The organism is Paenibacillus phocaeensis, from assembly GCF_900021165.1.
Taxonomy (GTDB): Bacteria; Bacillota; Bacilli; order Paenibacillales; family Paenibacillaceae; genus Fontibacillus; species Fontibacillus phocaensis.
In genome coordinates this window covers 236,112-256,577 of record NZ_FCOQ01000018.1, presented here as the reverse complement: position 1 = coordinate 256,577, position 20,466 = coordinate 236,112, and the positions used below count along the sequence as shown (strand labels likewise).

Here is a 20,466-nt window from a genome sequence, read left to right as displayed (position 1 = left end):
ATTTTATGCAGAATGATTTGCTTTCATTCTATCACAAAGGAAAACGGATTGACAATGTACATCCCCAACGTTCGTGAATCATCTCTAAATTACTTCCGAGTTGTAGAGCATACTATGATGACTTGGAAGGAGCGGCATTCCGAAGAGGAGTTTGAAGAGCTGGAAGCGCTATTGGACATCTACGCACAGATCCATGGGACGGAGTTAACCTCTTCTTTTCGCTGCGGCTTTCGGCTTGGAGCCTGTCTGATGGTCGAAGTTTTGGGCGAAAGGGATGGAACTTGCTGAAAATAAGCTCTTGCAAAAAAAGGGCCGCTCGCAAAAAGCGAAACGGCCCCATACAATGGGAGGCTAGGGAGGTTCAGGAGGCATGATGCCGCCCTTTTGCCACAGGAACCCAAGCCAAAATATTCTCGATCCGAAAAGCCCGTGGCGCACGGGAAGCCAAGCAGGTCGCCCGCACCAAACCGCCTCGCACATCATGAACTTCAATCCGCCGCTGCGTAATTTTGCCCGCACGGTCAACGTAGATGATTTCTACGGTCTGGCCGATGTATTTTTCCACCAGGATCATCTCCAAATAAGAACGTTTGTTTGTATTATATGCAAACCGACGTTCTTGATTCAACTGGAAAATAAATCAGCCGGCTTCCTCACTTGTCTTTCGTCATTCCCTGACGAATGTTCCCGAGCTCGAATAGTCCGGTGGCCGACAAGCCGGCCAAACCTCCCGCCCACAGCCGCAGCACTAACTCCATTTCCGTAAAAGGATAAGCCGCAGCCCCGACTAATACGCCGATGACGACCCCAATGAAGGGGATCAGGTTTTTCGGCAGGTTGATGGTTGTTTTGACAAGTTGAACCAGAGCTAATACGAATACGGACAAAACGGAAGCAAAAGCTAATACATTTGTTAAAATTTCGTTTTGCATGACTTCGACTCCCCTCCTTATTTACTTACTGCTCGGGGATACCCGCTGAGCGCCTCAGATAATTCGCCAGATTGTTAAAATGCTGCGCCCGCGCCTTGTCCCCCTCATCCCGCGCCTTAAACCAAGCCGGCGAAAGCCAGCGGAAGATGATTTCCTGCGCATTGCTTTTGGGCAGCGAAATCAACGGACCGGGGGCGGTTGAAGAGGCCAGCGGAATCCCCGATGCCACTCGAAGATTGTTTGCCAGATTGTGAAAATGCGTCATCCCCACCTGATCTCCTTTGGCCTTTGAGGCATACCAGGCGGGAGATACATAGTTGTCGATCAGCGATTGCGCGATGGTAGCAGGCAGCGGTGTAAAGGACGTATTGGCATTCGTCGTTGGACCCGGCGTGCGCATTACGTTGAGTTCAGCCGAGATATCGTCCAGCAATTGATTCAATGATTTCCCGCCCGTGGCCAGCGCTTTATCGGGATCCTGTCTGCGGGCCGGATCCAATTGCCGATGGGTCGGGATATAGACATAAGGATTCTTATTCCATTTGCTGCAACAATAAGCCAAATACCAGACATACCGCTTGTACGCTTCCGTAAAGTTTATGCGCCCGCCGTAGCAAAATTCCACCCCGATCGCAGCATCGTTGGCATCATAGCCAAACAACTCATTGTCGGTCGTGACCCCGTACAGCACGTGCCAGGCTTTTTCCGCCGGATCGGGACCCGTGCCGGTCGGTATAATCTCAAGGATTTTCGTATCGTCGATAAACACATGGGCCGAGGCGGAACGATTCGTTTGCGAGTTGAAATAGGCATAGTGATTATCCGCCGTTGCGCCCGGATTTCCCGAGTCATGGGCTACAAAAAACTCTGGTGTCCCGGTCGACAACTTCGTCCCCGGCCTTACATTCGGCCTTATCGCGACATATCGCCTTTCAATTGGGTACTTTCGAGTATTCATATGCGCTTCACCCCTTCCGTTTATACTATTCTGTTGGCTGGTCAATCTGCTTGTGCGCTTGTTTGGTCGATTCCGGGGCACACGTCAGCCGGATCTCGCTGCTAAAAGAAAAGAGCCTGCTAGAATCGCAGACTCAGGGTATAATTTAACATGTGCAACTGAACTTGGGTGGGACAGTATCGCCTCCGGATGGGAGGTGATGCGTAAAAACGAAAATAACCCGCCCAGGTTAGCGTCAAGGTGCGCCATATCCCTCAATTGCGCAGAATCACTATGACTCCTCCAGTCGGTCGATGCGCTTATGGGCTTGCTTGGCCGATTCCTCAACGCGCGTCAACCGCTCGGAGAAGGCTTCAAACCGCTGGCCCTGCAGCTTCTGCTCGACTTTCATGTCGTCTACGCCCCGCTTGATGTATTCTACATCCGCGCGCTGTACAGCCTCCGCTTCGGCCGACTCCTCAGCCTCCTGCTTCGCCGCCTTCGCGCGCCCCGCCCACCCTAACGCAATCCCGCTCACCGCCGCCAGCACGGAGGTCACCGCAGTGATTATCGTAATGTCCATGATTACACCTTCTTTCGGGGGAAATCTCTCCACCCGCGTAGCGGATGTTTTATGCTTCGCATGCATTTTTACTCACTCAACTGACTTTAACCGTAATTAAAAGCACTCGGGGAGCCGAAGGCTTGAGAAAAAGCAGGCAAAGCGCTTATGAGACTCGCGAATTCCTACTGCACTGTCTTGTGACCTAAGCATTCAAATGATCTTAACACGCTCTTATTCTAACAATAAAGTAGCTTGCCTTTTATGTTGACAGTATAAGGATTCCCACCATCATCCTGACTTAAGTAGACCATTAGTTTCTGGGGTTTTGATGAGTCATAGTTACTATTTTTTCTTATAGGTCTATAAACAATGTTGTTAGAATAATTTTCGTATCCAGAAATATATGCTATACCTTGTATAAGATTTACGAACAAGCCACAAACAGTAAAAGAAGCATCGGGAGTACTACTGATACTCAAAAACGTAAAAATACTCTTAGATAAATCGGGTTCTGGGGCCAGAAATAAAGCCATTCTTGGAGTACCATACTTATACGCATAATTTAAGTAACTAAGTCCTTCAGGGGATATAGAAAAGTACTTAATTCCTGGGGGAAAATCAAAAACATTAATATATATACTTGAGTTTGGTGCTTGTCCAGAATAACTGGTATTCAATTCACCGTAGCCACCCAGCGCCAAAGACCCGATAACCCCCCCTACATTAACCCCACTTTTAATATTCTCGGTCACCAGATTAGCAAAGGAAGCAGTAATCTTGCCGCCGCCATTATGGTAGCCAGCAGGGATGGTATACTGGCCGCCTTGTGTGTTAATTGTGTATGTTTTCGCCCCTTGGTTTGGCATCGTGCCCATCAAACTACTAGCGCTGGCACTACTAAACGTCTTGCCTACTAACACATCCTCGGTCCCTGCATTCCCAGTTGCTTTAATTACGGTAGACATCTTACTAGTAAGTATGTCCCAACTGTCTGTCATGGACGCTGATACTCCCAAGGCAATGAGGGCGTCCACTACGTCCTGTTTCCGCTCATTGCCAAGCTGAAAAGCCTGGTCTGCCTTAGTCTGCGCTGCCGCAGCGGCCAGATTTGCAGCATTTGCCGTGGTTTGTGCCGCTGTTGCAGTGTCAAAGGTCGCTTTGACCGCGTTCTCCGTTGCAGCGACGTCCTCCCGATTTCCGCTAGTGGAGTTCGAGAGCTGCACGATGCCAGGCCCGGTTAGTGAAGCCGGAGGGATATCGATATCCTGCAACTCTTCCCTGACCTCCCCCACCGCCGCATCAATCTTATCCCAGTTCTCATTCAACATCGTCTGAATATTAAATGTTTCGTTTCCGTCGGCTACAGGGTCTTTTTTGAGCAAATTGAGATTCGGTGTGTTAGTTGCCAACCGGATCACCTCCTGCAAAATGGTTTAATGGGATTTCTTCCAGTTCATGGAGCGTTAAAATTCCGTGAACATCACTAATCAACATGTAATTAAACTCAAACTCTACCTTCAAATGCGCCGGCTTGATCTCCTCGATAGCCGCTTTCAGATCATCCAGATTCGGCGGGATCCCCACCGTATCCACAAACTTGACCGTAAAGCCCCACTCCCCCGGCTGAAAAGAAACCTCCACTCTCCCCCGTTCATACGCCTCCGCCACACTCTTCACCAATCGCCCCGAAAACTTCCCGCTGCCGCGCAGCTTCGATTCGACGACGGCGCGGCGCTGGTCGAGCGGCTTACTGGGGTCGGTCGCGATGCCAAGCTCGCTCTCCCAACGATCGAGGCCCCAAGTGGCCGTGCGTACAAAGAACTGCTGCAGCGTCTCGTCCAGCGCCTCGAACAGCAGGTCCATCTCTGCGCCTTTGGCGTTCATATCCGCCTGCATGACTCGGGAGGTCTCGTAATAACCCGGGAGATACGAGAACATTTCGAACCCCCGAGGACTGGTCAGCAAGGACTCCTTCGGGCTAACCCGCAAAGGTTCACTCGCCCGCCTCAACACCGCTTCACTCATCCACATCCACCGTCCCCAGCACGGCAACCTGGCCCGGGTAGATCTCCAGGTTGGTGTCGGCGTTGCCATTCACCGTCAGCTCGGCATAGTCAATGATCGGCGGAATGTCGAGCAGAATCGCGGCAATCCGCGTAAACCGCACTAACGGGTCGGCAAAAGCCAGCTGCTTCAAATACGCACGCACGCCCTCCTCAATCTTCTTCTTCACCTCAGCCATCGTTACGCCGCTGGCGAGCGTCAGCTTCACGCGAAGATCGATCGGCACCTCCTCGGCGGCCATCACCGTGACGATCGGCCCCGCCGGCGCCGCGCCTTCGCCTTGCCCGTCCCGGGTCGGATCGATGTAGGCCTGCGCCGCGGCAACGATCTCTTCGCTAGCCGCCCGCTTGTCGGCATCCAATAAATAGATGCCGACCGTCCCCGGTCCCTGCCATAACGGCTCCACCTGGGCTCCGCCCACGCCCGGCACCTCCCCGGCCCACTTCAGGTATTGCGCTTTGTTCCCGCTCGTCCCCTGATTGCGCACCTGCGAGAAAAACCGCTCCAACAGCAGCTCATCCGACTCGATATCCGCACCGCCCCGCGTAGCCTCCGGGTTCGTGACGGCCGTCACGCCGCCGACCGGCGTAGCCATCACCTGAATGACGCCCGCCGGTACAACGCCCGCACGGCCTTGAACCAGCGCCCGGATCGGGGCCGTCCCCTCGCCGCGCTCATCCAACGTCACGGCTGCCGTCGTTTCGTATTCCATCGACGCCTCCGCCGAATATTCGTCCGCCGGCGTCGCCACAACCGTCCCCGCAGGCACCGTCCGCGCCGGCTCTCCGGTAAACCGCACCACGCCGGTTGCGGCCACGGCCGACCGCCGCGTCACCCCGTGCTCCGCCGCCCGGAGATCGAGATACTCCCCGTACGTCGTGCTCGCAAACCCGCGCGCCAGCAACTGCTGCGCCCACGCCGCCGCCTCCGACAGCATGAAGGCCGCCGGCGCCTCCGCGTCCCAAATAAAAGAACCCTCGGATTTATCGATATCCGAAGGCACCCGCTCCAGCATTCGCTGCATAATCCGCGCTTCCGTCTGATCCTGCAAATAAAGCGGCAACTCCGCCATCACGTCACGCTCCCTTCCACCAGTAACTCGTCCTCCCTTACATTTTTGACCCGGCAAGTAAATCGGCACCCATCCTCCCGCCAATCAAAAACAAACCCGTCCACGCTCAACGTCCGCGGGTCCACCATCAACGTCTCCGTCGCGATCCGTCGGATTTCGCTTTCCTGAACGGCCCGGCTATAACCTTGGCCGATCAACGACTCGAATTCCTGACCGTACGCGCGGGAGTAAATCAAGTGCCGATACCGTGGGGTACGGATCGCTTTTTCACACCACACTTTCCAGGCGGCGATTTCGTCGGCAAGAGCGATTTTCCCCGTCGGCGTCATCACGAACTCCCCAGCCCCAAAATCGAACCGCCAGCTTCGACCAAACGTGACCGCATCCATAAGCGACTCCTGCCCGTCCGGCAACACAGCCGACCAAGAATCCGCCACCATCTCCGGAAAAAGATTAGCCATTCCCGCTCACCACCCTGCACAGCACAACCGCATCATTCCCGCCGTTCAGCGGCAGCGCCAGCACGCGGTCTCCAGGCTTGTATCGGAGCGATAACACCGTGTCATCGGTTTCCGAGGGCTTGAACGCAAACTCCCCTTGGCCCTCCACGCTGCCGCCCTCGCTATCCCTCAACCCGCGAACGCCACCGGTCAGCTTCAACTCCGGCAGCTTCAGCGTCCCCGGAAACTCCGCGACCAAGTACTCCTGGATTTCGTGCTTGAAGCCGTCCAGCTTCAGTCCCGTACCCGTCACGGTCCCGAGCTCCGCCGTCACGCCGGTTAACGCTTCGGCTGCTCTTTTCGCGACATTCTCTCGCAGCGATACGGCCAACGCCGCATAAGGATCAATGGTCAAGATAATACCTCCTCTTCACGTCGTCCATCGTTGCCAGCTCCAGCGTCATATGCCCGGGGTTCCCCAGCTCATGCGAAACGGAGGTCACAATCAGGTTCAGCCCGTTAAAATTCACCTTGTCCCCGGCTCGGATCGTATTCAGATCTATACAAGTTACGGTGTAGGACTGCGCTTGACCGGTCAGCATCGACTCGGCAAATTTTTTAGCGGCGCCGGCGGTTTTGACGTTCTCGTCCTGCATAATCCGTTGGAGCACCCCGTATTTGGCAGTCTCCCCGCTTGCTACGGCCAGCACCTTGGAAGGCGCGCTATCCCCCCGGTCCTCGGACCCGATCACTTTAACCCGCGTCACCGCCCCCTCCAACGTGCGGTTTTGCGTGGCTTCCTCCAATTGCTCCAGCTTCCAGACCCCAGTATTGCTGCCGATCTTGAACAAAGTTAACCCGGCAGGCGTCATCCGCGGAACGTACATCTCCCCGCCGGCCTTCACCGTCTCCTTGAGGTCGGACAAGATCATGTTGTAGAGCGTTTGCGGGCGATAGACGGCTTTTTTCAGTTTCGTTTTCGTGTCCGGCACCGCATCGAGCGGAATGCCCCAGTCCGCCGCGTATTTCTTCAAGCGCTGAGCAGCCGTTCCCCCTGCCGGAAACAGATACTCATCCTCCGATTTCGCTAAATAAATCGTCCGGTCATACACCGTCACCGTCATGTGCTTCGTCTGTTTCAGCGTACTGGAGCAATCCCACACCACGCCCGGATGCAGCAACGGGACCATCCCACCGCCGCCCGCCTGCCCCCCGGCACTACTCCTGTCCCCCTTAAACGGGACGCCGCTGATCCGAATCTCCTGCCCCGGTTCGATCCCCGGAAAAGAAGCCGGAATGCTCAGCCCAATCGTACCTTGATAAGAAATCTGTTCGAGCGAATCCTTGAGCGAGATACTCTCCACAACTTCCCGCAAGTAATATTGGTTTTGCAGCACCACCTCGTAACTCACTTCGGCATCACCAGCTTTTGACCGGGCCTGATGCGGTTCGGATCCTTGCCGATCGTTTTTTGGTTGGCGCTGTAAATCTGCTGCCACTTCGAGCTGTCGCCAAGCTCCAGTTTGGCGATTTTGGACAACGTGTCACCGGCTTTGACAGTGTAGGTTTTCGCCGGTTGCTTCGTGTCCGGCCGGGCGGATTTGGCGTTGGAAGCCGTCCCGCCGGCAGCGGCCTGAGTGTGAATCTTCATCTCCCGCCAAGTCCGGGCGGTGAGGTCGAAGTACACGTCCCCCGGCTCCCCGCCCCGAAAGGTGCTGTTGTGCGCGGCGATTGTCACCAGCACGTTTACAGCCGTACCCGTGATAATCATTCGGACCGGCGACCCGCTGTTCATCATCGCGGTTAATCGGTTCATCGCCTCCTGCGGATCGGGGAGATCTTGATAGTTGCAATACCCCGGATCATATGCCGCCGGAAAAAAAGAAGAGAAGGCGATCTCCTTCACCTTCTCTCCAGCCGGAAAGTCGTATTCCCCCAGCGATACGATATTCACGGTCTCCACGCCTTTGCTCCGCGAGATCGTAATCTCCTCCGGGTTGACGGGAAACACAAAGTCTTGACCCGCCCCATCGATGAAATGAATTTCCATGCTCACTCACTCCCCTCCCCTACTTCAGATTTTGCATGGCAAACCGCACCTCGTTGGCGATTTTCCAGCCGGCCGCCTTTGCGAGTTCGTCGTAATTGATCTCGTCTTTGTTCACGGTGAGGCTAAGCGCCCCCCGGGATAAGGAAACATTAATCTGAGGCGCTGCAGAGGTTGGATTTGCTCTGTCCTTCGGACGGTTTGAGTTCCCCCCATACGGATTTATACCAGACAAACTCGGAGCGAGCTGCGGAACCGAAGATAAGCCCATGCTCCTCCCCACCGGTAAGGGGGACGCCTTCGGAGTTGCCTTCTTGTCGGCGGCTTTCTTTTTCTTAGAAAAAAGGTTATACACAAACCCACCCAATTTATCTCCAACGAAGTCACCGCCCATCGCACCCAATGTCGCCCCGATCGCTGTCCCCGCTCCGGGAATAATCGAGCCGACAGCCCCGCCCACGATACCGCCGATCGAAGATACCACGGCGGAGGTGGTTGCCTTTACACGTTCTTTATTGTTCTGTGCCGTTGCGATTGCAGTTGCGTTCGACAGTAAACCTAACGGCCCCGGAAGCTTGATGCCCTTGCCGATCTTCCCGATCAGCCCCCCGGCTTTGCCTAGTAACTTCGCTCCAAGCTTATCTACCGAGCCTGCACCCTGGGTCAATAAATCCGGAAGGCCACTGCCGCCCAACAAATCTCCCGCTGTGCTTAGGAGCATCCCAGCCCCAATTTTCCCCAGAGAGCCAACGATACCGCGGCCAGAACTTGGTTTAGGCAATTTCACTCGCGGGAGACCCGTATTCTTGGGCCTCCGTCCCCTTGTAGCACGGCCGGTTCGCTTCCCTCTGGCTCCGGTTCCGCCAATATAACCGCCACCGCCTGAACCGCAGTTGCAATTACAGGTAACTTCGCATTTGCACTTCTTGTCTTTTTCATCTTTTTTGAAGATGTATTTATCAATCAGTTCTTTCGTGCCCTCTTTGGCGTAATCCTTCGATACATCCTTTCGAACATCCTTCGTGAAGCCCAATAAAGATTCGGTCGTTCTCTCCAGAGGTCCTTTGTTCTGGGGCAGCGCTGACAAGGTATTATCCTTCTTCGATGCTCCCTGGCTTCCGGTTTCGAATAGAGAACTTACAGTCTTTCCCGTAAACACCAGCGCTTCTCCAATCGCCGAGGATATCCGCCCCAGCGTGCTTTTCCCCTTAGAGCTTACCCATCCGGCAAAAGAGTCGCCCACCACCGCCTCCCAATCAACCCCCGCAGCAGTAACCTGCCATGGGGTAGCCGTCAGCTCGCCAAGGGAAGTTCGGAGCTTCAATGCCAAAGGCGAGACGCGATCGCTCAATTGCACCATAGGTTGCGCTGTCGTTCGGTGCAGGCGTTCCAACGTTGCCTCTGCCTTTCGGACGGTGGACATGAAACGATCGTCCAACGCAAGGATGGGTTTGATCCGGGTTTTCCCCAGCAGACTGGCCCGGCGCTGGGTTTGCTGCAACAGCTTGTCCAGGCTGCGGAGCTTTTTTTCGGTCTTGTCGATATTGCCGTCGTCGATCTCTATATCAGGCTTGGACTTTTCATTGACAGCCATAGCTATAGCTTACCTCCTTTCTCCATGTTTTAGGTCAGCAGAGGTCCTGTCGAACTCACATGGAACTTGCTGCTGGAATGCCCTCGGCATCCGAACCTCAGTACACCTGAAATCCGAAATAAGAGCCAGAGTGCAGTTAATTCTCCCATTTATCGGGTTTTTCCGAAAATAGTTGCGAGCATGCAGTTATTCCCAGTAAAACAGCCGAATTCTCTAAATTCTCAGAAAATAACTGCATCTACGCAGCTATTTAGCCGTTTGGACGGAAATGCGCGGAAATAACTGCATCTAGGCCATTATTTCGATGACATCGTGCCGCTCGGTTGATCCTACTACACATTGACGGGATAGAGAGTTCATAGAGAGTTCATCGAGCCCATTCCCGCAAACCCGCAAAATCTACGAACTCACTTGTCCATTTAATCTCTCGGCACTCCAGCGTCTCACAACAACATCTCCAGCTCCCTTTCCGAAAAAGCCCGCAGCAGATAGCGCTCTCCCTTCGGGAGCGACCAATATTCCCCGGGGCGCAGATGATGCCGCGTCCACATATGGAACAGCAGCGTCGTCATGCCGCCGGAGCTGATTAGTTTTTTACGTCTTCGATGTCGACCCCGAACCCGGAAATCTCCAGCACCTTATCGCCGACGGCGTCAAGCTCCCCGGCCAATAGCAAGCGGCGGACCGCTTCTTCTCCGCCGGACAACTTCAGCCGGCTGGTCAGGCGCTCGTCGCCCCAGCCGCTGAGCTTCACGCTTTGCGTTTCCGCGCCGCGATCGCTGCCTTCCGCTTTTTTCACCACTTCCAGCATCGAAGTCGCTTCCTTAATCAACGCCGCGTTAAACAGCTCGCTGTCGATCTTTTCGCTTACCTGACCTTTACTCGTCTTGCGCACCGTGCAACGTTCGCGGATCGCATCCACTTTACTGGACGTCAGGCCGCGCAGCGTCACGCGCAATCCCAAGCGTCCGATAAACACCGCTTCCTCCGGCAAATTCGCCACAGTTTCGAACAGACTATCCAAAATTTCCTGCTCGCGCACCGGATCGATCGATGAATACTCACTCATATTCGCTTCCTCCTCCTTACATCTGTTTAGTTCGAACATTAGCGGTACAAAAGGGCGTTATTCCACCCCAAATCCGGCATCTGAGCAAAATAAGACCCTTTCATGGCCTTAATTGAACGAAATAAGCGCTGTCCAGGCGTTTTACCGCAGTTATGCAGACAATAGAGCCATAAATGTCCGCTATTTCATTCACCATGCAGAAAAAAACTGAAATAACGCCCAAAATGTCCGCTATTAGTAACTAGGTCGGGCCACGGGACAGGACATCATCCCCAAAGTTAGCCACGTTCACGTTCCCCGCCAAACGGGCCCCCTATATCAAGAAGCCACGATCGGATCCAGCAACTCGTACGACTCGAACGTAAACGGCGTTTCCTCTGTCACCTCTTCGCCGGCGGTCCAGTTCGCCAGCACGATTTTGTCGACCATACAGTTGTTCAACTGGATACGTTCGAACCCGTACGCTTCCGGATCGTCCAGCTTATGAATGATCGAAAATTTCTGAAAGCCGCGCGCGATCATGTCGGACGTGACCTTATAGCCGCTCATCGTGCCGGTGCCTTTTTTGCGCCCCAGCTTGTACACCGTATAATCGGTGCCTACGAGGTTCAACTCCTTCTTCTCTGCCTCAACGCTCGCCTCCAGGTGGTTCAGGTTCGACTGCCATACCCCTTCGATAAAAATCTGGCCAAACGTCCCCATCATCACGCGGCTGGGATCTAGAAATTGTGCCATCGGTTAACTCCTCCTCCTCAAACTTGAATTCCCATTATTGCACGTAAAATGTGCCGAAAATTTGCTCCATCACATCGGTATCGTCCGCCGTCCAAGCCAAGAACACCTGATCATCCTCCGGCGTGAATTGCGGTGCGCTGCCATAAAATCGCGGATCCAGCGTCACATCAAACCCGGTCGCTTCGATCACATTCTCGGCGGCCAACGCTTGCAGATATTGCTTTCCGGCGCCGATCAGCGCCAGGCGGCCCTCCTCGGTGTTGTTCACCTTGCCGATATAGGCATCCTCGGCGGTCCGCTGCAGGTCCGCGTTGATTTGATCCATGACGCGAATCTTGCGGATCTTCTTCCAGCCTTTGTTCTGCCCCACGCGAGGCGAAATGAGGCTGTTCACGCCGCGCAGCGCCTTCACCCGGCGGCCGTCGTGCACGAGCAGGAACACCCCGCCTTGCACCGCCTGCTCCTGCTCGGAGCGGGTCCAGCGTCGCGTCACATCGTCGAACGGCGCGGCGGCGTACGTCGTCGACGCCTTCAGCGGCTGGCCGGCGATCAAGCCCGCGGCCCAGGCGGCCACCTGCGCGGACGAATACGCCCGGCCGTTCAGCACCGCGCCGGTGCCGACGTTCACGACGCCTTCGTGATCGATGGCGGCGCTGCGCGCCACCGTTTTAGCAACGGCGTCGGCCGCCGTATCGTCGGCAGCAGATCCGCCCAGCACGGCGATGACGCCTTTGCCTTCGCCGCGGACGCGCTTCACCCAAGCGACGACGCTGGTCCGCAAAGCCGCGTCCGACACACCGTCCAACGTGAGCACATGGAAGTCCTGCGTCTCGAACGCGGACAGAGCCGAAGCGTATTCGGCGTTTGTGATCCCCGCGATTCCGCTGTCCCCGCCGGTCAAGGCCGCCCCGGAGACGTCTGCCAACACGCCGTCCTCCAGCGCTTCGGCAACGATCCAGGCATTCGCCGGATCGCCGTTGACGGCTTCGGCCGCTTGCACAGTCGAACCGTCGCCCAACGGGAACGTACGCAGCAGCGTTGTCCCTTCATAGAGCTTCAGCTCCTTGCTGCCGGGAAGCGACAGGCTGGCCCCAATCGAGACGATGAAGTCATTCCCGCGTTTGCCGGGATATTTCGCTTTCACCTGTAACGCTGCGGCGTTCGACGCATCCTGAAGCATTACCGACGCCTCCGCAGCGGAAGCCCCGGCCAACCGGTAGGCCAGCAGTTTCTTGGGACCTCCCAACAAAGCAAGGTACAGCGTACTAAACGCCGTCGCACCCTCCGATTCGTCTTCCCGGAACAACTCCCGGATTGCCGCCTCGCTTCCCACTTCCACGAATTGTCCCACCGGCCCCCAATGGGCCTTCACCGGGGCGACAACGACGCCCCGCGCCCCCGCTTGAATCGCATTCCCCGCCGCACTGACGAAATTCATATACAGTCCGGGCAATACCGGCTGATCCGTTACACTCCATGTTCCTCCTGCCATAAATAGCAGCACCTTCTTCCTCCAAAATGGTTCGGCAAGCCGTTTCGCCTCGCCGATTTGCATCCCTTTCCGCTCTGCCCCCCATGACCGGGGGAAACGTTCATTTCATTTTCGCTTGATAAAAAACCGACTGCATCAGCGGCGCGTCCACCGCCGGCTTCGACGTCCGCCGGATCAATGTGACGGTCAGCGGCCCCTGCACCGTCTCGCTCCCCGCCGCCCCTTCCGGCGGCAGGCTCATCTTCGGATTGGCAACGCGCAGATATCGCTTGGCCGCGGCGTCCAGCGGAATTTTCACCGCCGTGCCGAGCGCTTCCAGCAGCCGCAGCATCGCCGCATGCTCGCGGTCCGCGTCTTCCGCCAGAATAAAAGCCGTCATCCGCTTCTGCACCTCATAAGACGACGGGCCCAGCGCCCGCACGTCCATGCCGATCATCCGCCACATCACGGCTGGCGCGGCCGCATCCGGCGGCCACATCCCGCAGTAGGCTCTCCACTCCGGGCCTAGCGCCGCCAACGACCATTCGGCCAATCCCGTCATCCACGGGTCGCCGGTGATCGGCGCCGGTTCCGATGCCCCGGTCATCTCCTCCTCTGCAATCGCAATCACCTCCTCTCCAGCATGAAATCGCCATGCATACAGCGCGGCAGACTGCAGAACTGCTTCGTTCCCTCCAGCCGCCCCCAGATACAGCCCTGGCAACGCGTCGGCTGCACCCACTGGGGTTCGGTTGGATAGGGCGGCGTTTTGTTCTTGCTTCGCATCGTCACTCCTCCTTCCCAAAGCAAAAACCGCTGAAGATCTCAGCGGTTCTCATCGGTTTGACTCGGGATCATTAACTTTTCCTTTTCCACACTACCAATGTAACATGCAGGAAACCAAACGAACGGACAGGTGACGGACACTCACCGGACAGCTATCGGACAGCATTCGCTCACTGTAGCTGCAAAAAAAGCCGGCTCTCAGCCGACTCCCTGTTTCGTCTCCCGGTTCTCCTCCTTGACCTCGTAAACCTCCAGCCTCATCGCCGCCGCCAGAAGGCGGATCGCGCTGGCTTTGATGCGGCGGTACGTCCGGTCGCTGATGCCCATTTCGCCGCAGCTGACGAAATCGTATTCGGCTTTCTGATCCAAATAGCTTCGCCGGATCACCTCCCGCTGCTCCTCCGACAGTCTCTCCATCGCGAGGTCCAGCAGCTCCGATTTGCGAAGCAATTCCGCTTCCTTATCCACGTTCCCGATCGCCAGCCGTTCCGTCGGTTGGCTTACCGCGTGGGTAGCGCCGTGGAACCTCGGCTCATATCCTGATGTGATGAACGCTTCCTTGCGAATCCATCCGATCTGCCGGTACCGCCTGACTTCCTCCAACCGCTTCTCTACTGCAGCTCGAGTGGCTGCTTCGTCCACCGGCATCGTGTCGAATAAAGCATGATACACATGAATGCGTCTTCTCCCCATATCATGTCCCTCCTCTATTTCATTGCCGATTTGGCAAATTCAAAACAAGTTCTTCGATTAACCACCTTGCTTGTCCAAGCGTGAATCCGGGTCCAACTTCCCTTGCGCCGCTTGCACCTCCTCTTTTTTACCAATTTGGTAACCGTAACCTGATTATATGTTGCCATTTCGGTAATGTCAAGCCGAATTATTACCACTATGGTAACAACGAAATCTTCCCATTGTTTCATCTCCACTTTACCGATTTGGCAACTTGTGCTATATTAAATGAAAAGGCAAGGAAGAGGAGTAGTCATGCAAACGCTAGGCGATCGGATCAAATATCTTCGTGAACTACGTCAGCTCACGCAAAAGGACTTAGCCTCCCAAGCGGACATTTCGGTCGTGCAATTGTCACGTTATGAGACGAACGACCGGAAGCCGGATCCGGAGGTACTGCGCAATATCGTCGATGCTCTGGATACCAGTGCGGATTACTTGCTGGGCCGGACGCTCGACCCGTCTCCCGCTGCGGAGAAAGGCATGAGCTTGTCTTTTTTCGGCGGTCCCGAAGCGTATACGGCCGATGAGATCGCCATGATGGAAGCCGCTTTGAGAGCGTATCGGGAGCAAAAGAAGAAGCTGCTGAACGGGGACGAAACGAAGTAGCTCGTCATGCTCGTCATGAACCAACCTAATCTATACGTGCAATATGGCCCTGATTCGAAGGGCCCTTATTTCGGACCATAAACCGAACATACATTCTGATTTGGGGTGAATTGGATGTTGTACGCCTATTATCATGAGACCCATCTGGAACAGTGGATGAATAGCAAATATCTCGACCACGGGATCTCCGCACCTTCCGATCTGGACATTGAGCGAATCGCCATGGCTTTTGGCATCGGGTTGATTTACGGAGATTTCCCCTCCTTTTCGGATAATGAGGAGAACGTGATCTTTCTGAATAAGCATATGGAAGAGGTCCAAGCCCGGGTCGTTTTCTATCATGAGTTATGCCACGTGTTGCGCCATGCCGGGGATCAGCGCCGAATGACGGAACTGTTCCTGCATGCCCAGGAGACCGAAGCCGAGCAGTTCGTGCTCTACGCCGCCATCCCCTTTTATATGTTCGCCAAGCTGCCGGTGCCGGATCATCGCAGCGAGGCGGTGGCTTATATCGCCGAGCAATTCCGCGTCCCTCCAGAGCTGGCCGAGCAGCGGCTGGATCAAATTCAGCGGCGCGTGCTGCAGGGCAGCTTGATCGCAGCAGCCCAGGAAACGGCTCGCCGCCAGCGCGAAGCGGAACGGAGCTGGTCACCAGAGACCCGCCGGATGTTGTCCCAGCTGGAACGACAAATCGGCGGACAGGGAGGGCGATGACGATGCGAATTGCGGCTTATTGCGATTTTTACACGGATTCCACCCGTCCGCTGCAGTTGATTGTCGATACCCGGGCCGGGGAGCTGGATTGGTCGAAGACTTTATACCTTCCGGTGTCCGGCCCGTTTGAACCCTTCACAGCTGAAGACTTCGGGGATCTGCCCGGCGTATCCGTCCTGCTGGAAGACCTGGTGCGCCCCAAAGAACCGCTTCCCCCATCCGGCGGCTTGGAGCTGGATCCGTCATATCCGGTGCCGGTGCAATCCCGGCGGGTTCTCGGCATTCGTCTTCCGCAAATCGCCGCCCGCTGCGGCGATGCGGACGACATCCAGCGCCTGGTGATTCAGATGGATGATGTCGAGGAAGTCCTCAGCTAGGTGCGTGGTTGATGAGGGCGGTCGTATTCCACCACCGGCCACTTCTGCTTCCGCAGCGCATCCATTAACAGGGGGCCGACATGCAGATTGTCCTGCACCAGCTCGCGCGGCGTCAGCGCCATCCACTGATTCAGCGACACATCCGCGAACCGGTCGCTGCGGAACATTTCCAGGAACCAGATGCTGCGGTTGCCGGTATTCTGAATATAGTGGCCGTAAGCAAACGGGACATAACCTACATCCCCTGCCCTGACGTTAAAGGTGCGGGCGACGCCGCCTCCGGCGAACACCGTCATGCGCCCTTTCCCTGACAAGTAATATTGCCATTCATCGTTGTTCGGGTGCCAATGCAATTCCCGCATAGCGCCGGGCTTGATTTCCACAAGGGCGGCCGCAATGGTCTTGGCGATGGGGAAATTGGTGGAGTCGGCGATCCGCACCGTCCCGCCCGGCGTTTTGATCGGCTTCTGGGCCAGCAGGCTATGCTTGAAGCTGAGGGGAATTTCTCCGTACGGCGAAGTCACCCTCTGGCTGGCGATGGGCCCCGGGACGCGATCCTGGTAGATGTACACCTGTTTCCCGGGAATATGGTCAAACGCTTTGCGCGGTACGCCAAAATTCGCCGACAACACCTCTTTGGGCGTATGGGCGAACCAGTCTGAAATCGACAAAGTGTTCAGGTCGGAGAAATGTCCGTCATCGAACACAAGCAGAAATTCACAACCTTCTTCCAGCCCTTGAATCGAATGAGGGATCCCCGGCGGAAAGTACCACAAATCCCCCACGCCCACATCGGCGATAAAATTACGTCCGTCCTGATCCACCGCGGTGATCCGGGCTTTGCCCGAGATCATGAACGACCACTCCGCCTGCTGATGCCAATGCAGCTCCCGCACTCCCCCCGGTGTCAAACGCATGTTCACTCCCGCCAGCGTTGTCGCGATCGGCAGCTCCCGAATCGTAACTTCCCGCGACCATCCTCCGTGATTCAACTGCATATGCGTATCCGAAAAAGAAAACTTCAGATTCGGAATCAACCCGTTATCGGTGACCGGGGGAACCAGCATATCGGGATTCTCGCGATCCCGCATTACGTCTCTTGGCCCCGTATCGGTTGCCCCGCTGCCGTCGTCGCGAATCGGTTCCGGCACGGTTAACGCCCCGGCGGCTTGATTTTCCGGTTGTCTGGAAGCGGATGGATCCAAATGATCCGTCATTAACAATCACTCCTCCTTCTGGACATGCTTATGTTAATTTTTTCCATATTATAATGATACAGTGATCCTATTCCTCAAACAGCCGAAATATGTTCCGGCAAACCCGTCCGTTTTCCCATAAAATCCAACGATTTCGAAGAAAATAGAGGGAAGTGCTTGATAGTTGCCTAAGCTTCTGTATAATTAAAGTTAGTAAGTTCAGTAAACAAACTAACTAGGTAAAGGGGAATCCTTGTGGAAAAACCTGTACGTCCGAATGAACCGCTGGTTACGCATATTTTTACGGCAGACCCATCCGCTCATGTGTACGACGGCAAGATCTATATTTATCCTTCCCATGACCTCGATCACAACGGTCCCGATAACGATAACGGAGACCAATACGCGATGGAAGATTACCACGTTCTCTCGCTGGACGATTTCAACTCCCCATGCGTCGACCATGGCGAAGTTCTGCATTTGCGGGATATTCCGTGGGCCAGCCAGCAGCTGTGGGCCCCGGACGCGGCATATAAGAACAATACGTATTACCTCTATTTCCCTGCACGGGACAAAGAGGGCATCTTCCGCATCGGCGTAGCTACCAGCTCTTCGCCTGCGGGTCCGTTCACGCCGCAAGAAAGCTACATTCCCGGCAGCTTCAGCATCGATCCGGCCGTCCTCGTCGATGACGATAACCGCGCTTATATGTATTTCGGCGGACTTTGGGGCGGTCAGTTGGAGAAATGGCAAACCGGTACCTTTAAGCCCGATGCCGAAGGACCGGCACCGGATGCGCCGGCGCTTGGGCCGCAGTTTGCCGAATTGAGCGACGACATGCTCAGCTTCAAATCGGCACCGCAGGAGATCTCCATCGTGGATGAAGACGGAAATCCATTGTTGGCCGGGGACGAGGACCGCCGGTATTTCGAGGGACCTTGGGTGCATAAATACAAGGGTTATTACTACCTGTCCTACTCAACGGGAACCACCCATACGCTTGTTTATGCAATCAGTAAGAATCCGCAAGGTCCTTATGTCTTTAAAGGGAAGATCCTGACGCCGGTCATCGGCTGGACCACGCACCATTCCATCGTGCAATTCCAGGACAAATGGTACCTGTTCTATCATGACAGCTCGTTATCCGGAGGCGTAAACCACAAGCGCAGCGTGAAATACACCGAGCTGCATTACAACCCGGACGGCACGATCCAGACGATAGATCCGTACAAATAGTAGCAACAAGAGAGCGCCAACCGGTTGTTGAAGTCGGTTGGCGCTCTTTTTTTTCACACACGCATTGGGAGGACTTGAACAGATTCAGCTGAATGCCCATGTGACATCGTCGAACCTGTTTCATTGCAAAAAGATCGATTCGGTGTCTTTTTACAACTCACAAATGATGCCAATGATGATTCCGACGATCGGGTCCAATTTCACTGGAAATAGCCGGGCCTTATCATTATGATGAACATGAACCGTTATATTAATCATTCGTAAAGGAGCTAATGACATGAACCATCAGCTTGTTGCACCTACTCCGCCGCTGGGCTGGAACAGCTGGGACTGCTACGGTGCCGCCGTCACGGAAGAAGAGGTTCGGGGCAACGCAGAGTACATGGCGAAGCATCTCAAAGCTTTTGGCTGGAGTTATATCACCGTCGATATTCAATGGTATGAACCGGGGGCCCATTCCTCGCAATATCGGCCGTTTGTTCCGCTCGAGATGGACGGCTACTCCCGGCTTATGCCGGCGGTGAATCGCTTCCCCTCCGCGGCTGGCGGGCAAGGATTCAAGCCCTTGGCGGACGATGTACATCGCCTCGGCTTGCAATTTGGCATTCATATCATGCGCGGAATCCCGCGGCAGGCCGTTCATGCCGCAACGCCGATTAAGGGCACAACCGCGACAGCGCGTGACATTGCGCATACGAACTCGATTTGCCCCTGGAATACAGATATGTACGGCGTGGATGCTTCAAAAGAGGGGGCGCAAGCCTATTATGATTCGCTCTTTGCCTTGTATGCCTCGTGGGGGGTTGACCTGGTAAAAGTGGACGATATCGCGGCTTCCAAGCTATACGGCACCCACCACCCGGAAATCGCGATGATCTCCACTGCCATTCAACGCTGCGGGCGGCCTATGGTCCTAAGCTTATCTCCCGGACCCGCTCCAGTGGAATCCTCGGCTTTCTTCGCCGAGCATGCCAACATGTGGCGGATGACGGACGATTTCTGGGACCAGTGGCCGCTTCTGCGGGACATGTTCGATCGCTGCCGCACCTGGCAGGGCATACCGCAAGCCGGTTCGTGGCCGGACTGCGACATGCTGCCGCTGGGTCACATTGGGATACGCTCAGTGGATGGCGGCGGGGCGGATCGCTGGACCCGGTTCACGCGAGAGGAACAATTGACGATGATGTCGCTCTGGAGCATCTTCCGCTCCCCGCTTATCTTTGGCGGGGAACTGCGGGATTGCGACGAATGGACCCTCTCGCTGCTGACCAACCAGGAGGTGCTGCGCATGCACAGGGAGAGCTGCGGAGCGAGGGAAGTTATTCGGCAAGGGGATCTCATCGTGTGGACGGCCGAACATCCGGAAGGTTCACGTTATGCTGCACTATTCAACCTCGGCGAGCACCCCCTGCCCCTGGATCTCTGCCTGGAGCAACTCGGACTTCCGGGCGTGTCCGAAGGCACCGAGTTATGGAGCGGAACCCCCGCCGAACTTACCACGGAAGGCGGGCTTCGTTCCACCGTACCGCCGCACGGAGTTCGCCTTTATCGGTTAGCATAAATTCCAACGACAAGGCCGGAGCATATGACGCTCCGGCCTCTTTTCTTGCCGTTGATACGAGAATGACCTCTAACGCTGATGAGAAACGCTATGATGGCGAATTTGACGTTATCGAAATTCTAACGACGCTGAGACACTCTATTGCAGCAAAAAACCGTGGTTTGGTAGCAAAAAAGTAGAAATAAGCTCTGTGGCAAGCGTTAAAATCGAAAAACGATGATTTCGGCTAATATAAGCTCTGTGGCCAGCGTTAGAGGATGAAACGTTCCCGTTGCTCTTCCGGGATAAGCACCCATCCCCACTTTGCTGTGGATCCTACCGGTCGTCCT

25 protein-coding genes are annotated in these 20,466 nt (G+C 55.4%); 6 read left to right on the top strand and 19 right to left on the bottom strand.

Annotated features, from left to right (window positions below; genetic code table 11):
- The first annotated feature begins 12 nt into the window (after positions 1 to 12).
- Entirely contained in the window at positions 13 to 288 is a 276-nt protein-coding gene (locus BN3795_RS26140) for a DUF6809 family protein (protein WP_332835599.1), read from the top strand.
- A 73-nt stretch (positions 289 to 361) separates the two neighbouring features.
- Here the strand turns inward: BN3795_RS26140 and BN3795_RS11295 are convergent, their stop codons facing one another.
- The 18 genes from BN3795_RS11295 to BN3795_RS11215 all read right to left on the bottom strand — a co-directional run bounded on the left by BN3795_RS11295 (position 362) and on the right by BN3795_RS11215 (position 14,405).
- On the bottom strand, positions 362 to 568 hold the full coding sequence (locus BN3795_RS11295; RefSeq protein WP_068785362.1) for a hypothetical protein: 207 nt from the start codon (positions 566 to 568) through the stop codon (positions 362 to 364).
- An 85-nt stretch (positions 569 to 653) separates the two neighbouring features.
- Entirely contained in the window at positions 654 to 932 is a 279-nt protein-coding gene (locus tag BN3795_RS11290; protein ID WP_068784774.1) for a holin, read from the bottom strand.
- Positions 933 to 957: 25 nt separating this feature from the next.
- Positions 958 to 1,890: a peptidoglycan recognition protein family protein gene (locus tag BN3795_RS11285; RefSeq protein ID WP_068784773.1), complete on the bottom strand. Its 933-nt coding sequence runs from the start codon at positions 1,888 to 1,890 to the stop codon at positions 958 to 960.
- A gap of 271 nt (positions 1,891 to 2,161) precedes the next feature.
- Positions 2,162 to 2,452 carry a hypothetical protein gene (locus BN3795_RS11280; RefSeq protein WP_068784772.1) on the bottom strand — a complete coding sequence of 97 codons (291 nt, stop codon included), beginning with the start codon at positions 2,450 to 2,452 and terminating at the stop codon, positions 2,162 to 2,164.
- A gap of 218 nt (positions 2,453 to 2,670) precedes the next feature.
- Entirely contained in the window at positions 2,671 to 3,843 is a 1,173-nt protein-coding gene (locus BN3795_RS11275; protein WP_068784771.1) for a phage tail protein, read from the bottom strand.
- On the bottom strand, positions 3,833 to 4,372 hold the full coding sequence (locus tag BN3795_RS11270) for a YmfQ family protein (RefSeq protein ID WP_068785361.1): 540 nt from the start codon (positions 4,370 to 4,372) through the stop codon (positions 3,833 to 3,835). The genes BN3795_RS11275 and BN3795_RS11270 overlap by 11 nt, the downstream gene beginning before the upstream one ends.
- Positions 4,373 to 4,451: 79 nt before the next feature.
- On the bottom strand, positions 4,452 to 5,570 hold the full coding sequence (locus tag BN3795_RS11265; RefSeq protein WP_068784770.1) for a baseplate J/gp47 family protein: 1,119 nt from the start codon (positions 5,568 to 5,570) through the stop codon (positions 4,452 to 4,454).
- Entirely contained in the window at positions 5,570 to 6,031 is a 462-nt protein-coding gene (locus tag BN3795_RS11260) for a DUF2634 domain-containing protein (RefSeq protein WP_068784769.1), read from the bottom strand. The genes BN3795_RS11265 and BN3795_RS11260 overlap by 1 nt, the downstream gene beginning before the upstream one ends.
- Positions 6,024 to 6,401: a hypothetical protein gene (locus BN3795_RS11255; RefSeq protein WP_408635032.1), complete on the bottom strand. Its 378-nt coding sequence runs from the start codon at positions 6,399 to 6,401 to the stop codon at positions 6,024 to 6,026. Before BN3795_RS11255 ends, BN3795_RS11260 begins: the two co-directional genes overlap by 8 nt.
- Positions 6,402 to 6,414: 13 nt before the next feature.
- Positions 6,415 to 7,422, bottom strand: coding sequence for an XkdQ/YqbQ family protein (locus BN3795_RS11250; RefSeq protein WP_068784767.1), 1,008 nt, complete (start codon positions 7,420 to 7,422; stop codon positions 6,415 to 6,417).
- A complete protein-coding gene (locus BN3795_RS11245; protein ID WP_068785360.1) occupies positions 7,419 to 8,060 on the bottom strand; it encodes a LysM peptidoglycan-binding domain-containing protein in 642 nt (213 codons plus the stop codon). The genes BN3795_RS11250 and BN3795_RS11245 overlap by 4 nt, the downstream gene beginning before the upstream one ends.
- A gap of 19 nt (positions 8,061 to 8,079) precedes the next feature.
- Positions 8,080 to 9,651 carry a hypothetical protein gene (locus BN3795_RS11240; RefSeq protein ID WP_068784766.1) on the bottom strand — a complete coding sequence of 524 codons (1,572 nt, stop codon included), beginning with the start codon at positions 9,649 to 9,651 and terminating at the stop codon, positions 8,080 to 8,082.
- Positions 9,652 to 10,237: 586 nt separating this feature from the next.
- Positions 10,238 to 10,720 (bottom strand): phage tail assembly chaperone, encoded by a 483-nt coding sequence (locus BN3795_RS11235; protein WP_068784765.1) that lies wholly within the window; start codon positions 10,718 to 10,720, stop codon positions 10,238 to 10,240.
- A gap of 318 nt (positions 10,721 to 11,038) precedes the next feature.
- Complete coding sequence (locus tag BN3795_RS11230) at positions 11,039 to 11,455, bottom strand: phage tail tube protein (protein ID WP_068784764.1); 417 nt, start codon at positions 11,453 to 11,455, stop codon at positions 11,039 to 11,041.
- Positions 11,456 to 11,489: 34 nt separating this feature from the next.
- Positions 11,490 to 12,947, bottom strand: a complete 1,458-nt coding sequence (locus BN3795_RS11225) for a phage tail sheath family protein (protein ID WP_068785359.1) — start codon at positions 12,945 to 12,947, stop codon at positions 11,490 to 11,492.
- Between the two features lie 100 nt (positions 12,948 to 13,047).
- Positions 13,048 to 13,557 carry a hypothetical protein gene (locus tag BN3795_RS11220; protein ID WP_232729910.1) on the bottom strand — a complete coding sequence of 170 codons (510 nt, stop codon included), beginning with the start codon at positions 13,555 to 13,557 and terminating at the stop codon, positions 13,048 to 13,050.
- On the bottom strand, positions 13,554 to 13,712 hold the full coding sequence (locus BN3795_RS25870; RefSeq protein WP_232729909.1) for a hypothetical protein: 159 nt from the start codon (positions 13,710 to 13,712) through the stop codon (positions 13,554 to 13,556). Before BN3795_RS25870 ends, BN3795_RS11220 begins: the two co-directional genes overlap by 4 nt.
- Before the next feature lie 198 nt (positions 13,713 to 13,910).
- On the bottom strand, positions 13,911 to 14,405 hold the full coding sequence (locus BN3795_RS11215; RefSeq protein ID WP_068784762.1) for an ArpU family phage packaging/lysis transcriptional regulator: 495 nt from the start codon (positions 14,403 to 14,405) through the stop codon (positions 13,911 to 13,913).
- Positions 14,406 to 14,699: 294 nt separating this feature from the next.
- On the opposite strand from BN3795_RS11215, the gene BN3795_RS11210 reads away from it, so the two are divergent.
- The 3 genes from BN3795_RS11210 (at position 14,700) to BN3795_RS11200 (ending at position 16,144) form a co-directional block, all read left to right on the top strand.
- Entirely contained in the window at positions 14,700 to 15,053 is a 354-nt protein-coding gene (locus BN3795_RS11210) for a helix-turn-helix domain-containing protein (RefSeq protein WP_068784761.1), read from the top strand.
- A 114-nt stretch (positions 15,054 to 15,167) separates the two neighbouring features.
- Positions 15,168 to 15,767, top strand: coding sequence for an ImmA/IrrE family metallo-endopeptidase (locus BN3795_RS11205; protein ID WP_068784760.1), 600 nt, complete (start codon positions 15,168 to 15,170; stop codon positions 15,765 to 15,767).
- A 2-nt stretch (positions 15,768 to 15,769) separates the two neighbouring features.
- Complete coding sequence (locus tag BN3795_RS11200) at positions 15,770 to 16,144, top strand: hypothetical protein (RefSeq protein WP_068784759.1); 375 nt, start codon at positions 15,770 to 15,772, stop codon at positions 16,142 to 16,144.
- Here the strand turns inward: BN3795_RS11200 and BN3795_RS11195 are convergent.
- A complete protein-coding gene (locus tag BN3795_RS11195) occupies positions 16,141 to 17,361 on the bottom strand; it encodes an oxalate decarboxylase family bicupin (RefSeq protein WP_232729908.1) in 1,221 nt (406 codons plus the stop codon). The genes BN3795_RS11200 and BN3795_RS11195 overlap by 4 nt on opposite strands.
- A gap of 234 nt (positions 17,362 to 17,595) precedes the next feature.
- Between BN3795_RS11195 and BN3795_RS11190 the strand changes: the two genes are divergently transcribed.
- Entirely contained in the window at positions 17,596 to 18,576 is a 981-nt protein-coding gene (locus BN3795_RS11190; protein WP_068784758.1) for a glycoside hydrolase family 43 protein, read from the top strand.
- Between the two features lie 277 nt (positions 18,577 to 18,853).
- Positions 18,854 to 20,137 (top strand): glycoside hydrolase family 27 protein, encoded by a 1,284-nt coding sequence (locus tag BN3795_RS11185; protein WP_068784757.1) that lies wholly within the window; start codon positions 18,854 to 18,856, stop codon positions 20,135 to 20,137.
- The last annotated feature ends 329 nt before the right edge of the window (positions 20,138 to 20,466 follow it).